At 43.8% G+C, this 15,555-nt stretch carries 11 protein-coding genes; 1 reads left to right on the top strand and 10 read right to left on the bottom strand.

What is annotated here, in order from left to right; translation table 11 throughout:
* Positions 1-126: 126 nt before the first annotated feature.
* The 10 genes from fliJ to AC0J20_RS00935 all read right to left on the bottom strand — a co-directional run bounded on the left by fliJ (position 127) and on the right by AC0J20_RS00935 (position 11,134).
* On the bottom strand, positions 127-573 hold the full coding sequence (fliJ, locus tag AC0J20_RS00980) for a flagellar export protein FliJ (protein WP_473020264.1): 447 nt from the start codon (positions 571-573) through the stop codon (positions 127-129).
* Positions 573-1,910, bottom strand: a complete 1,338-nt coding sequence (gene fliI, locus AC0J20_RS00975) for a flagellar protein export ATPase FliI (RefSeq protein ID WP_229529441.1) — start codon at positions 1,908-1,910, stop codon at positions 573-575. The genes fliJ and fliI overlap by 1 nt, the downstream gene beginning before the upstream one ends.
* A 17-nt stretch (positions 1,911-1,927) precedes the next feature.
* Complete coding sequence (fliH, locus tag AC0J20_RS00970) at positions 1,928-2,710, bottom strand: flagellar assembly protein FliH (protein ID WP_229529442.1); 783 nt, start codon at positions 2,708-2,710, stop codon at positions 1,928-1,930.
* Between the two features lie 20 nt (positions 2,711-2,730).
* The gene (gene fliG, locus AC0J20_RS00965) at positions 2,731-3,762 is read right to left on the bottom strand and encodes a flagellar motor switch protein FliG (protein WP_473020263.1); all 1,032 of its coding nucleotides are present in this window, start codon (positions 3,760-3,762) and stop codon (positions 2,731-2,733) included.
* Between the two features lie 3 nt (positions 3,763-3,765).
* Positions 3,766-5,457, bottom strand: a complete 1,692-nt coding sequence (fliF, locus tag AC0J20_RS00960) for a flagellar basal-body MS-ring/collar protein FliF (RefSeq protein ID WP_473020262.1) — start codon at positions 5,455-5,457, stop codon at positions 3,766-3,768.
* A 14-nt stretch (positions 5,458-5,471) separates the two neighbouring features.
* Positions 5,472-5,798 (bottom strand): flagellar hook-basal body complex protein FliE, encoded by a 327-nt coding sequence (fliE, locus tag AC0J20_RS00955; protein ID WP_473020261.1) that lies wholly within the window; start codon positions 5,796-5,798, stop codon positions 5,472-5,474.
* Positions 5,799-5,990: 192 nt separating this feature from the next.
* Entirely contained in the window at positions 5,991-7,337 is a 1,347-nt protein-coding gene (locus tag AC0J20_RS00950) for a sigma-54-dependent transcriptional regulator (RefSeq protein ID WP_473020260.1), read from the bottom strand.
* The gene (locus AC0J20_RS00945; protein ID WP_473020259.1) at positions 7,334-8,485 is read right to left on the bottom strand and encodes a sensor histidine kinase; all 1,152 of its coding nucleotides are present in this window, start codon (positions 8,483-8,485) and stop codon (positions 7,334-7,336) included. The genes AC0J20_RS00950 and AC0J20_RS00945 overlap by 4 nt, the downstream gene beginning before the upstream one ends.
* A 172-nt stretch (positions 8,486-8,657) precedes the next feature.
* Positions 8,658-10,103, bottom strand: a complete 1,446-nt coding sequence (locus tag AC0J20_RS00940) for a sigma-54 dependent transcriptional regulator (RefSeq protein ID WP_229529448.1) — start codon at positions 10,101-10,103, stop codon at positions 8,658-8,660.
* A gap of 227 nt (positions 10,104-10,330) precedes the next feature.
* The gene (locus tag AC0J20_RS00935; protein ID WP_229529449.1) at positions 10,331-11,134 is read right to left on the bottom strand and encodes a flagellin N-terminal helical domain-containing protein; all 804 of its coding nucleotides are present in this window, start codon (positions 11,132-11,134) and stop codon (positions 10,331-10,333) included.
* A 566-nt stretch (positions 11,135-11,700) separates the two neighbouring features.
* Between AC0J20_RS00935 and AC0J20_RS00930 the strand changes: the two genes are divergently transcribed.
* On the top strand, positions 11,701-15,363 hold the full coding sequence (locus AC0J20_RS00930) for a motility associated factor glycosyltransferase family protein (RefSeq protein ID WP_473020258.1): 3,663 nt from the start codon (positions 11,701-11,703) through the stop codon (positions 15,361-15,363).
* Positions 15,364-15,555 lie beyond the last annotated feature (192 nt).

Raw genomic sequence — 15,555 nt, 5'->3', positions numbered from 1 at the left:
GCGGTCAGAACAGCGATTTACCGTCAAATTTCTGTGGTGTTTAAACTCTGAAACAACTGAAAGCATAAAGCAGGCCAGTTTTTGAAGAATAGTCAGGGTTGGGATAATGAAATTGGAATTTGCTAACTAGAAAGCGGGTTTTGCTGAACGTAAAAACTTTTGCAATGCAAATTCGTCGAGCATGTTTTGTTCCTGTCGGTTCAGTTTTGCCTGCAGGGCTCTGGCGTTTTTGTCCAGTAACATCTCAACCGCTTTGCGTTTTTTTTGTTGTTCCAGCCACAACTGCTTTCGTTGTTCCGCTGCTTTTTTAGCATCCTGAATAATTTGCTGTTGCTGTGCGCAGGCTCTGTCGAGTTTAGTAATAAAGGACTGATGATGAGAAAAAGACAAGGCTTCCAGACCATTGGCGGCCTTTTCCTGAATTTTCTTAAAGTAATCCAGTCGATATTGCATTAACCCATCTAATCTTTCCTGATTTTGTAATACGTAAGCCTGAGCTTTTTGAAAATCAGACGCGGCTTTTTCTTCTTTTTCGGTTTCCCATTTAGCGACCATTTGCAGTTGCTTCGTCATCAGGCTTTAGCTCCAAATTTCTGTGCTAACTGCACCATACCGGTCAGGCTCTCATCATAGGGGATGATATCCTTCATACCCTGTTGCAGAAAAAGATTGATCACAGGCTCGGCCTTGATTGCCAGATCTATTCGAGGATCCGTCCCTCTGTTGTAGGCACCAATACTGATTAGATCCCGATTTTGTTGATAGGTAGAGTATACCTGCCTGATACGACGCGCCGTCTGCAGATGTTCCTCGCTGACCACCTGAGGCATAACACGGCTGATAGAAGATTCAACATCGATGGCAGGATAGTGACCAGAATCAGCTAACGTTCTGGACAATACTATATGCCCATCCAGAATGGCACGAGCAGCATCCGCGATCGGATCTTGCAAATCATCACCTTCGGTCAGCACGGTATAAAAACCGGTAATAGATCCCTGGTTTTCCGCACCGTTACCCGCTCTTTCCACTAACGCTGGCAATCTTGCAAACACCGAAGGTGGATAACCTTTGGTGGCCGGAGGTTCTCCCACCGCAAGGGCAATTTCCCGTTGGGCCATGGCATAACGCGTAAGTGAATCAATTAAAAGTAGGACGTTCATACCCTGATCACGAAAATACTCAGCAATACTGACTGCCGTTTCACAACCTTTTAAGCGCATCAAGGGTGAAGTATCAGCCGGGGCGGCTACCACCACAGACTTGTGACGCTCTTCTTCACCAAGAATTTCATGAATAAACTCTTTCACTTCCCGGCCCCGTTCACCCACGAGGCCAACCACCACCACATCGGCCGTGGTTCCTCGCGTCATCATGCCCATCAAGACACTTTTACCAACACCACTACCGGCAAACAGGCCCATACGCTGTCCCATGCCAACCGTTATCATTGCGTTAATTGAGCGAACACCAACGTCCATGGGTTGTTTGATGGGTTTACGGATCAGCGGATTCATGGGAGGTCGCGTAAAAGGCACATATTCCGTGGTTTTTAGGGCGCCCAGGCCATCGATAGGATGACCGTTGCCATCCACCACACGACCCAACAATCCCATACCCACTGCGATACCTTGCTGACGCGCCAATGGTTGGACCCGGGAACCTGGTACAATGCCTTTTACAGCTTCGGTAGGCATCAAATATGTAACGCTGTCACCAAAGCCCACCACTTCAGCTTCAATCTCGCCGTCTATTGTCTGTACCAGACACTGACTGCCCACCGGCAACTGGCAACCAACGGCTTCCAGAGTCAATCCGATGCCACGCACCAGTTTGCCCGCGGCCACTGTCGTTGATTGTGGTACCTGTGATTGCAGTTCTTTAATTTTGGAAAGAATTCGTTGCGTCATAGCATCCGGCCGGAAAATTATTTGGTCTCTCTTTCTTTGAGGCCCTGTTCTAATAAAAACTTGTCCAGAGTCTCCCTTACCCGACGTTCGATAGAAATATCGACCGCATTAGAATCCGTTACTATTTCGCAGCCGCCTTGTGACTGGCTAACACTTTCCACCAAAATCCAGTTGTGCTGCTGAATTTCTTCATCGGAAAAATGTTGTTTAACCAGTGTCAAATCCTCCGGATGCAGGTGTATCTGGTAACCATTTTCTCTGACCGGTAACACCTTGAGGCCAGACTTCAATGCTTCAAATATGACGTTGTCATTGAGCTGTACTTCCGTGCGTATCACAGAGCGAGCCAATGCCACGGCCAGTTGTGTCAATTCTTTTTCAAGCTCAGTTTCCACTAAAGATAAGGGTTCTTGTAGCGAAGCATTGAGTGACTGCCAGGCCTGCATTTGCTGCTGAATAATGTCGCGTCCTTCCTGCAAACCTTCATTAAGCCCCTGCTCATAACCTTGCTTTTGGCCTTCTTCAATACCTTTGGCCAGGCCCTCTTCATGACCTTTCAACTGACCTTCGTCCAGTCCCTGTAAAAATCCTTCTTCGTAAGCTGCCTTGCGGATGGCTTCTATTTCTTCTGCTGTAGGAGGCAGAATTTCTTCCTCCTCTTCCGGTGGCTCCCACTTCCAGTCAGATGTTTTATTGAAAGCGTTACTTTCACTCTTAAATCTGGGCGACGGATCTTCTACATAAGGAATATCAAAGGCTTTAAATTCCTCATTTTGTTTATCATCAACAAAATCAACCATCTCACACCACCACTATTTGATTACAGGAATTCTTCGCCGCCACCGCCGCCAAGCATAATTTCACCGGCGTCGGCCAACCTTCTGGCCACAGACAGGATTTCTTTTTGTGCCGTTTCCACTTCGCTTATCCGTACAGGCCCCAAGGCTTCCAGGTCGTCCAGTAACATTTCTGCGGCACGTTTTGACATATTGCTGGCAATTTTATCACGCAAGCCCTCATCGGCACCTTTGATAGCTTTGATCAGTACGTCTTGCTGAACTTCACGCAAGATCGACTGAATAGCCCGGTCATCAACATCTGCCAGGTTATCAAAGACGAACATCAGATCCTGAATTTGTTGGCTCATTTCCTCATCCTGTTCACGGATGGCATCCATTAACTGGCCTTCGATGTTGGTATCCAGGTAGTTCATGATATCTGCGGCAGATTTCAGGCCGCCCATTTTGGCTGCCTGGGTACCGGCCTGGCCGGCAAATTGTTTCTCCATAATTTCGTTTAACTCCTGCAATGCAGCTGGCTGTACTTCTTCCAGGTTGGCAATACGCATCATCAAATCCAGACGAACTTTTTCCGGGAACTGCGACAAAATTTCGGCAGATTGTTCGGGATCCAGGTAAGCCAATACAATGGTTTGGATCTGCGGGTGCTCGTTCCGAATTATGCCGGCCACCTGTTTGGAATCCATCCACTTGAGTGAATCCAGACCTTTCGCACCACCGCCCACTAATATCTGGTCTATCAGGTTGGCAGCTTTATCTTCACCCAGGGCAGCCGTCAGGGCTTTCTTCACAAAGTCATGACTGTGGAAACCAATGGTACTGTAGTTTTGAATCTCTTCGATAAAGTGCTTATGGACTGCGGTGATCTTCCCCTGGGTCATGTCATCCATGGTGGCCATGGCCTGACCCAGCTTCTGAACCTGCTTAGGTTCCATGTGTTTCAGGATTTGCGCCGCGTCTTCCTCTGAGAGGCTGAGAAGCAAGATTGCTGCTTTCTCTACCCCTTCCAGTTTACCAACGTCGTAGCCAATATCTTCTGCTTCTTCAGCCATAACTTATTCATCCAACATCAACCATCCGCGCACTACCTGCGCTGACAGTTCAGGTTCGTTAGCAACCAATGCACGTACGGCTTTTAATACATCTTCATCTTTATGCAGGTCTGGTAACATCAAAGAACCATCTGCGGCAAAGCCTACTGCATCTTCATCAAATTCCTGAGTTAACATAGTGATGGTTTCATCACCCAAGTCAAGACTTTGATCCACATTGAACTCTTCTTGTTCAGTGGTATCTTCTGGGTAAATCAGACGTTTCAGCATTGGACGCACAATCGCCAGAATCAATACGATAATAATCAGACCACCCATTACTAACTTCAAGGCGCGCATTGCCCATGGTTGCTCCCATAATGGGATTTCTTTTTCCAGGCCTGTATCAATACGACTAAATGGAATGGTAACGACTTCCAGTGAATCACCACGGGTGACATCAAAACCGATACCGCCCTGTAACAAGCGACGCAGATTTAACAACTCTTGTTGTGAGCGTGGTTCATTGGTTTCATTGCCTTCGGCATCAGTCGTATTTTTATAATCTACCGCAACCGACACACTCAGCCGACGAATAACACCCGTTTGCTGCTTGGTATGGCTAATGGTGGTGTCCAGCTCAAAATTACGTGTTGCTTCTTTATGGGTTCTGCCCGGCGAAGTTCTGGTGGAATTTGCACCGGCATTGTTCTGTGGAATATTGGCATCCAACGGAGGCTGATTAGTCAGTGCGCCGGGTACGCCGGCAATCATACTACCCACACTGTTTTCTTCTACCGTCATCTCACTGCGTACTGCCGGTAAATCGGGGTTGTAACGTTTTTGGGTTTGCTCAGTGGAAGTAAAATCCATGCTGACATCCACCTGAGAGGTGTAGTTACCCAAACCTAAAACCGGGATCAAAATAGAATCAATTTTACCCTGATATTCCGCTTCACGCTGCTTAACGATTTCAAACTCTTTTCTGGAACGGGCGGAAATGGAATCCTGTGAACCCGAATTTAATAAGCGACCATTGCTGTCAGTTACCGTGACACGATCAGGATCAATGGTTTCTACCGCTGAAGCCACCATATCCACGATGGCATCCACTTCTTCACTGTTAAGAATCGCACCACGGCGCATAGTTATAACCACTGTGGCACTGCCGCGAGATTGTTTACGGGCAAATACATTTTCACGTGGCATAGCCAACAGGACTTTGGCTTTATTGACGTTTGCCATGTCTTCGATTGTGCGAGCAATTTGTTGTTCACGGGCGTGTTTCAGGCGTTCTTTTTCAACGCGTTGACTAACACCAAACCCCATATCCTGCATAATAATGTCAGTACCGGAATTCGGAGCCTGAGATAAACCTTGTCTGGCCAAAGACAATTTAATGGCTTCGTACTGGTCTTCCGGAACCAAAATCGTATTGCCTTCCAACTGATAGGGGATCTGTGCTACATCTAAATGATCCAGCGTCTGGATCAGTTCATCAGTGGGAAGTTTCGCGAGCGGACGATAATCCGGCTCTTGTGCCCAGATCACGATGAATATGGCAATTGCTACGCATATCACCAGGGCTACTACCAGGATAATCTGGCGCAACATATCTACGCTGCCCAAAGCATCCATAAAGCCGGATTTCTGTTCTGCCGATTCCAGGTCCAGGTTATCGCCTGGAACGGTTAAGTCTGTAGTTGCGTCAGCCATCTGTTATCGCTCCGTTATACCGGCATTTGCATAATTTGCTTATAAGCTTCCATCACTTTGTTACGTACCTGAACGGTCGCTTCAAAGGCAATGCCAGCTTTCTCTTTTGCCACCATGACATCCGCCAGGCTTAATGTGGTATCCCCCATTTCAAACCGGTTAGCCATCTCTTTGCCATGTAACTGCATATTATTCACACCATTGATGGCTGAACTGAGCATATCGGCAAAATTTTCACGGGAAGGATTGGTTTGCAAGTCTACAGAGGGCGTCAACTCAGTTTTCGTTTGAGCCGCCAGCATTTGCATTTCTCTGTATAAGGAATCTGCTTTGATATCCATCACTCTCTCCAGGAATCTGTCACTTTGACAATTTCCCTTTGTAAAGCAATGATGATGCCAACAATATTTTATTGTTATTTAACAGTAAGTTAAGCGTCAATATAGATAAATTTGACAGTACTGCAGGCATGGCAAAACCGCCAGTGACAGAAAAATGTCACCGGAAGTTTAGTTATATAAATAGGTGTTTTATCAAGCCGGTAGGTCGATACCCATTTCCCGCATTTTTGCCAGTTTGTAGCGTAGGGTTCTGGGGCTAATTCCCAACTTTTCGGCGACATCCTTGCGCTTGCCATTACAGGAAATAAGCATTTCCAGAATGATTTGGTTTTCCTGGTGTTTAAGTTCCTGTCCCAGCAGATCGCTACTTTGAGGTTCCAGCTCTGCAGAGGAAGCTATCTCTATGTCATGAATATGATTGTCCAGCATCAGTTCGTGCTCTGTGATGAGATTTCCGTCACAGAGAATTAAGGCTCTTTGAATCACATTCTCCAGTTCCCTGACATTTCCCGGCCAGGGATGTAGCAATAGCTTTTGTCTGGCGGCAAAGCTGATATCCGGTATCCGGTATCCCTGACGCAGTGCATGGCGCTCTACCAGGTGTTCCGCCAATGGTACAATATCCCCAACTCGTTCATTAAGCGGTAACCAGTGCAGCGGAAAGACATTCAGTCGATAATAAAGATCTTCCCTAAACAAACCGTTTTGTACCGACTGCATTAGGTCCCGGTTACTGGTGGCGATCACACGCACATCCAGTTTTATGGTCTTACGACTGCCTAAGCGTTCTACTTCTCGCTCCTGCAAGACCCGCAACAATTTGGCCTGCAACCCTAAATCCATTTCAGTCACTTCATCCAGCATAATAGTACCTTGCTGAGCCTGCTCAAATTTACCAATCGAGGTTTGTAGAGCACCAGTAAAAGCGCCTTTTTCGTATCCAAATAAGGTAGCTTCTAGCATGTTTTCAGGAATAGCGGCACAGTTAATTGCTACAAATGGGCCGTCTGCCCTGCTACTTTGTTCGTGGATGTAGCGCCCCAACACCTCTTTACCCGAACCACTGGGTCCTAACACCATCACAGTAGCATCTGTTTTCGCCACTCTTTGTGCTAGTTGCAACAGGCGCTGACTGGACTCGTCCCCCACTACCGGCTTGAAGCCATCTTCTGACTGGGCCGGTGCATATCGGGCAATAAGGTTTAACAACACATCCGGCTCAAAAGGCTTAGCGATGTAATCTGTTGCCCCGGATTGCATCGCCGTTACCGCGTCGTCAATTTGAGCGTAGGCCGTCATCAAAATGACAGGGAGGTTTGGAAACTTGTTTCTCACTACCTGTAATAACTGAATACCGGACATACCGGTCATCTGTATATCACTGACGATAAGATCGACTTTAACTTCATTAATGCGAGAGATAGCTGTTTCCGCGCATTCACAGACAACAACTTTATAACCACCTAACTCAAGCGTATCGTAGAGTGCTTCCCGTAATCCCTGGTCGTCTTCCACCAGCATTACACATTTCTGGTTCATGCGAATTCTCCTGCCATATTCACGGAGTCTGTTGTCTCAGATAGTTCTGATTGGTCTGATTGCTTAGGACCATGCTCATTTGCTTTATTGCTTAGCAGCGCAACCGGGAAGCGCAACGTAAAAGTAGCGCCACCCGCATCATTATTTTTTGCTGTTACCTGACCTTTGTGACTGGCCATTACCGCCCTCACTACCGCCAGGCCAAGCCCTGTCCCCTGGGTTCGAGTGGTATAAAAGGATTCAAACAACTTTTCCCGATCTTTTACTGGTATTCCCGGCCCGTTGTCACAAACCGATAACGCCAACCAGGAGTCGTCTTGACTAAGGCCAATATCGATACTTGTAGCCCCCACCGATTGGGCGTTTTGCAGCAAATTATTTAGTGCACCAGAGATCGCAGTTGAATTACCGAGGATTACATAATTGCCATTCGCGGAGTGGCAGTTAATCTTCAATTGCAGATCGGTTTTTTCTTCCAGAGTGTCACAGGAGAGTTGTTGGCAAAGTGTTATTAAGTCAACTTTTTCAATGATATTTTCAGCACCGCTTTTGGCAAACAGCAACATATCGTTAATTTGCTTTTCAAGGTCTTTAAGTCGGGTAATTAACTTTTCACTAAATCGTGTCTGCCTGGTACAAGCCAATCCGGTAGATTGCAGGTTTCGCGCGTAAAGCAAAGCTGCTGACAAAGGGGTTCGCAATTGATGGGCCAGTGAAGCCATCATTTTCCCCAGCGAACTCAATCGGTGCATGTGGCTAACTTTGGTCTGCAATGCACGGGTTTCAGTGAGGTCGGTCAGGTGAATAAGTTGCCCGGGGATACCGGGAATTTTGGATATGGAAAACTTCACTTTACGTCCGCTGACCAGCGACACTTCCAGGCCATCATCTTTTTGAGGCACAAAATAATGACGAATTACCTCTCGCCAGGGCATGGCGTGAATATCTTTCTGAAAAAGTTTCCTCGCGCCTTTATTCGCTAATTCCACAACCCCCAAGCGGTTGATAAACACGATCCCCGCCGGAATAGCCTGAAAGGCAGCACGTAACTCTTCTGACAGGCAGGCGCCAGAATCAGTTAGCGATTCAAAGCTTAAATTACCGGCCTGACCGAACTGTTGAATATAACCTGACTGAATGTTGTTCACCTGCATGTCAAAAATAAGTCATCAATATGAATGACCATCCAATGCACAGGTTGTGCCAACTATTTTTTATTCAAAAGTCAGTAAGTTAGGGAAGGTTTCAGTTACTAACAAGTGGTGGTGTTTGTAAGTAACGGAGTCAATTTCTTGTCAATTCAGCAAAGCAACCCGGTTATCATAGCTGCTTGGCAATATTGTATTTACGCATTTTTTCTACCAAAGTGGTGCGACGCATGCCTAAAAACTCCGCCGAGCGGGCCACTACCCAATCATGCTGGTCCAACGCCTGAGTGATCATATTCACCTCAAGATCTGACAGGTACTCTTTAAGATTTACCCCTTCTGCCGGTAAATCGGGGTCGATAAACCGTCCGTTTTCGACGGTTGTATCCACATCATCGTCGTAATCGTCGCCATCATCACTAAACAAACTGTTCAGAGCTTCGCGCTCTAACAATTCTTCTGGGTATTCAGGATTAAACTCTTCAACGGAAATGTGTTGATACTTGATGGGCAGATCTTTGACATCAACCACCTGGTTAGGGCAAAGGATGGTGAGTCGTTCTACCAGATTGGATAATTCACGTACGTTACCCGCCCACTTATGCTCCATCAATGACGCCAGCGCTTCTTCAGTAAACTTGATGCTTTTGCTGGCTTCGTTTTCAAAGCGGGACACCAATTCCTGCATCAGCAGTGGTATGTCTTCTTTTCTTTCTCTGAGTGCCGGGCTGTCGATTGGAAAAACGTTCAATCGATAAAACAAGTCTTCACGAAACTTGCCAGCTTCTATCATATCTTCCAGATTGCGGTGAGTAGCCGCAATAATGCGCACATTACAAGGAATGGGTTTGGTACCGCCCACTCTTTCATAGGTTCTTTCCTGCAACACACGTAACAGTTTCACCTGCATTTGCAGTGGCATGTCGCCAATTTCATCTAAAAATAAAGTACCGCCCTCGGCCAGCTCAAAGCGGCCTTTACGGGAACTGACCGCGCCGGTAAATGCACCTTTTTCGTGACCGAACAATTCGCTTTCCAGTAATTCACCGGGAATAGCCCCACAGTTTACCGGAATAAACGGCCCTTCTTTGCGCTGTGACAAAAAGTGTACGTTTCTGGCTACCACTTCTTTACCTGTGCCGGACTCCCCCAGCACAAGCACATTGGCATCTGTCGGCGCAACCTGCTCTATCATCCGGCGTACATTCTGAATTTCCTGACTTTTACCCACCAGACTCCGGAATAGTTTGGTTTTTTGCGTGCTTTTGTTTTGTCCCGGCTTGCGTCGCACATATTCCTGACAGCGATGCAATAACTTGGTTAAAACAGGATAGGTAATGGGTTCTTCCAGTAAGCCCATAACATTAGGAATGGACACCAACTTTTCTGAGTTGCCTACAGCGATAAAAGGAAAGGCTGGAAATTTTTCAATAACATCGGACGCCAGCTCGCCGGCATCGCCATCAATCAGTACAGCATCTAATGCTGCTTCGCGTTTCAACGTTGCAATAGCCTGTTCGAAACTGGCCGTCTCAGATTGATCACCTAAAAAGCTGATCACGGTGGAAAGATTATTTCGTCTGGACTCTTGCGAACTTATAACCAGAATGCGACTCATTGAAAATCCGTAATACCGATAATGTTATTATTGCTTTTTGCCTAGTTTGCTTCTGATCGCGAAGACTTTCAAGTAAGTAGATGAAATATCTACATTATAAGCAACAAATTAAACAAAAAGACGAATAAAAAGCATACCCGCAGCACGTTTCCGGGACTATAAGACATAAGTATGATAAAGGCGCTGAACGCGCCTTTAAGTATTTGGGTTAGTAAATCAGCCGATGATTATCCCAATAAGGATAACACCTGACTTTGTTGCTGATTAGATTGCGCCTGCACCGCAATGTTAGCCTGACTCAGTATATTATTCGCTGCCAGATCAGATGCAGCCTGAGCAAAATCCGTATCCTGAATACGGCTGCGTGCAGCAGCTTCGTTTACCGTTGATTCGGTTAGCTGGCGGGCGGTACTCTCAAAACGATTTTGAATCGCACCAAACTCAGCTCTGTTACTGCCGACAGTTTCAACAGCGTCATCAGCAGAGTCTAATGCTGCCTGAGCACCTGACTGAGTACTGATATCTGCACTTAAAATGCCAGATAAAGCACTGCCTAAATCACGGGTATTTACGCCAATAGTCTGACCGGCCTGAGAGCCTGACTGAAAATTAATGGTACTGTCAGCGGTAAATAGCTGGTTACCATTAAAGTCAGTATTCTCCAGGGTGCTACGGATATTATCTTGCAACTGGGTGACTTCTTGTTGCAACGCGCTGCGATCAGCATCTGTCAGCAGCCCGTTCCCGGCCTGAATCGACAGTTCCCGGATTCGGTTAACATCGTTTGTTACCCCGGATAAAGCCGCATCGCCAACCTGTGCCAGCGAAATACCATCGTATACATTATTTAACGCCTGCTGGTTACCGCCAATCTCACTGGTGAGACGGTCAATAATCTGCTGTGCCGCTGCACCATCAGACGCACTATTAATCTGACGACCACTGGCCAGACGTTCTAAAAGATTGTTTTGTCGTTCCTGCACCTGCTGTAAAATCGAGTTGCCGGAATTATTTGAGACTATGCCTACCATACATACCTCCTATACCTCAAAATTATATTAGCAGATAATTCGAGCAATACATAAGCAATAATTTGTGAACCAGTTTACAATCACCAACTTTTTACCAAAACTCCCAATTGACATAAAAACAAACGGGCAACTGGTGCAGCAGGAGAGAGCAACTTATCCTGGGTGTACTGAAAATGAATACTCAATTTACTGACTTGAGACACTACATAGTTCATTGTAAATTAATTCTTGCTGTAGATTTATTTGAACGGTTAGGTAACGTCCTATGATTAGCTCTCAACTGAATACAAAAATAACGATAACGTTTAACGTAAGAAAACGACATGGTAGGCAAGCTTCGTGAAGTTTGAATATACTCGACCATATCCAATAAAGAATAAGCAATTGTACGATGTTCTATCATCACTGTTTGAAAATGCTTATTGCGGGCCAATTTCACTTTAGTGATAGCTGGTAAAATTCTGCAAATAGTTTCCGTACAGAGATATGTCAAACTGCGACCAACTTCCGGATATATAGATTCTCCGTAAAAGTAGGATAATATTCAAAAGGCCAGAGATAAAACAATGTTAAAAAATATAAGCCTTCATCTTGACGTAAACGAAGAAATACAAAGTAATTTAGAGTCAAAACTCGCGGAATACATGAGTGAGACGCATCGTAGTAACATCAATGTTTTTCAAAGGAATATTCCAAGTCTGGTACCCTTTGCACAAAACAAGAATAAACTTAATTACTCCGTGTTTTGCAACAAAGATGGGGAATATAATATTGTCGAGTTTGGACAAGGACGGACATTTTACGGTTTGCACCCCAGTAAAGAAGTCACTCAACATCTACATGATTTTTACCAAAATCCTTGTTACATTTCCATTGCAGAAAACAGAAATACCGGTGCCAAAAACTCAATGGAGTTGACAGATCACTTTACTGCTGAGAACCCTTTTATTCTATACAAAAGACAATGGGCGAATTTGCCCAATAAAGTGAACTGCCTCGTTGTCATGGGGTTGGGGCTAGGAACCCATATCTTGCAACTGCTTAATGATATTGAAATAAAGCACTTAATTATTTACGAGCCTGAGATCCAATTTTTTGCCATTTCAAGTTCTGTTACCGACTGGAAGTCAATTATCGATATTGCCAATAAAAATTCGACCGGCTTATATGTGCAACTGGGAAAAGACTCACGTGATTTGGTTCAGGATATTGAAGAATTAAACAATACTAATGCAATAGAAGGCTTTTACCTTTACAAACATTATAACCATGTTGTTTTTGACGAAGTGTATCAGCAACTTCTTACGAATTCATGGCAAAATCTAACTACTAATGGAATGCGATTCAGTACCCAGCAAACCATATATAACTATGTCCAACATTGGACTCAGGCAACCAGTCTCAACGAAATCGAATTAACCTCGACAAATGATATCCAATACAGATCAAATCTAAATGCGTTGAATAAATATTTTCCGGAAATTGCAAAAGAATTTCAGGACTACCGCCCTAAAGATTGGATACCGGTAAAAAACAAAGAAGGGCAAATAAATCTTGTTCAGATAGTGAGTGGCGTATTCTGGTATGGCGAGTCACCCAAAGAAGATTGCCAAACCAACTTTGAAGAGTTTGCGAAACACCCTTACAAAGATGGCTTGATTTTAGAATATACTGGCAAAAAATTGCTACATTACCTGCACTACAGATTTGTAAATGAGATAGATTCATATCTGTCTGAGATTTCAGATGAAGAAAGCGCACTGCCAAACACGATTAAATCAATCATCATGTTTGGGATTGGTGCTGGCTATCAATTGGAAACATTATTAGAGAAACATAATGTAGATAAATTATTTTTATGTGAGCCCAACAAAGATTTTTTTTACGCCTCTCTTTTTGCAATTGACTGGGCTAGTTTATTAAAAGACATCGATGCCCAAGGTGCCAGAATCTATCTAAATATTGGAGACGACGGCAACAATTTGGTAAGGGATTTAATGAACCAATTTTACTCTGTTGGCCCATACTTACTGAATGATACCTATTTTTATCCCGGTTATTACAATGCCCGTATAAATGAGTCCATTGCAAATCTACGTGAACAGCTGAAAATTGTCGTAGCTATGGGTGAATACTATGATCATGCGCGTTTTGGAATTAGTCAAACAACACACGCTATTGCTAACAATTACGCTCATCTACGCAAGTCACCAAACAATAAGCTAACCTACTCTGACAAATCGGTGCCGGTATTCCTGGTGGGGAATGGGCCATCATTGGATCAATCTATAACTTCGATAAAGGAATTTCAGGACAGGGCAATAGTTATATCTTGTGGAACCTCACTACAAGTACTGCATAAGAATGGAATCAAACCTGACTTTCATGCGGAAATTGAACAAAACAGAACAACCTATGAATGGTGTAAAGCTTTTGGCGATGAGCAGTTTTTGAGCACGTTGGATTTGCTAAGTTGCAATGGAATCCATCCTGATACGACGGATTTATTCAATGATGTATTTATCGCGTTCAAAGAAGGCGAATCTTCTACTGTATCAACACTTGAAGTCGCCGGAGAAGAAGACTTTGAAATACTTCAGTTTGCATTTCCGACAGTGGCAAACTTGGCCCTTAACATTTGTCTCAGCTTAGGGTTGGAAAATATCTATTTATTCGGTATCGACTTAGGTTTTACCGACAATAAACAACATCACTCAAAACAATCCGCTTACTACGATGAAAATGGCAACGAGCTTTATAATTATCACGAAGCAAATAACACCGCTATCGTTGTTCCGGGGAACTTCAGAAAAACCGTGTTGACAAAATCTGAATTCAAAATATCAAAATCCATGATGGAGCGTTCTATTGCCAATAAACACAAATCTACACATGTATACAATTGTAGCGATGGGGCACAAATTCATGGTACGGAGCCTTTGCCGATAGAACATTTGTTGATTGTAAGCGATAAGCTTGCAAAATCAGCCGCGCTTAAAAAAATCAAAGGTGATGCCTTTAGCAAAATAGATTATGAGAACTTTAGATTAAAATATGAAGGAAAATATCAGCAAGAAGCACTCATGTCAGACCTAAGTAGATTTCAAAATCTATTCGCTGATGAAACGACATCAACCGAGCAAGCCCACAAAAAGATTGAGAACCAAAAGCAGCATTTGTTTAGCTCTTACAGCTCCGGTAGATCTCTTATGTTTTACTATTTGTTTGGTACGTCTAATTATGCAAGTGCAGTATTTTCAAGACTATTATCTTCGTCCTCTGACGAAACTATTTGTACGACTCGCTTCAACAACGCACAAACTATTTGGTATAAATATCTTGGTATGATAGTTGAGGAACTATCTTCACCTCAAACATTATATGATGCATCTTCATCTTTGCATTGGTTCAGAACATGGGATAGGCATGTTAAGAGGCAGTATCATGATGTTGAACTAACCATAGTGACCAACTCAGTCCTATTTAAAGATTCTATTCAATGGTGGTTGGAAGAATCACGAACTAAGGGCCAGCATATTGCCAAACTAAATATTATCGCAATTGATAATCTGGAAAATATTGATATTCCAAAGAGTGACTACCTGATTTATTTTGACGCAAATTCCACACATCCTCCAGAATCAAAGTTCAACAGAATATTATTAAACCCAGATGAAAACCTTAGAGCTGAAAAGGGTACGCTTCTTTGCACAAACAACTTAATAGACTCGGAGTTTATGTACAAACAGGAGCTTGATTCACTGGGTCTGTCGTGTGCGACTCTTATTGACTTTAATACACCTGAAAAAATAGTTGATTCAACAATAATGTTGGCATATTTCATAGTCCGTTGCTTTCTTGTGGTCGACAAAAATATGCATATATTTCCAAAATATCGACTACCCAATGATTTATCTTCTGAAGACAAAGAACAAATCTACACCCCATTCCATTTACGGGACACCAATTTTTACGATTTCAAAGAGTACATTGCAATTGTTCCTGATTACAAACCCGCTCCAGAAGTCAACAATTATGGTATGCGCGGCAAACGGCTCTACAATGCAAAATTCAGCGACTTTACTTATATTGAAGTACCCAGGGAAAGATTTGATCATTGGGTGGCGGTTTACGCAGAAAACTTGCCAGTATTTAAAACCAATGAAAATCTAACCCATTCCATAACCTTAACTTTTGACAATCAACAGCAAAAATACACTGCACAATGAAGTTGAACTACTACAGTTTAGTGCTTAACTGCCGATCAAATCTTAGATTTGCCTGAAGGTAAGTCTAAGTTTTCAGTGAGGGAAAGCTGTAAACCTAAAATTTTGAGTGTTTAACATAGTTACAAACATTTTCTATCTACCTCAATTATATTTTATTAAAGAGGTCAACTGAAAGTGCAACTTCCACTCAAA

Source organism: Planctobacterium sp. R6 (assembly GCF_055755215.1).
This window is presented reverse-complemented; position numbering and strand designations above follow the sequence as displayed.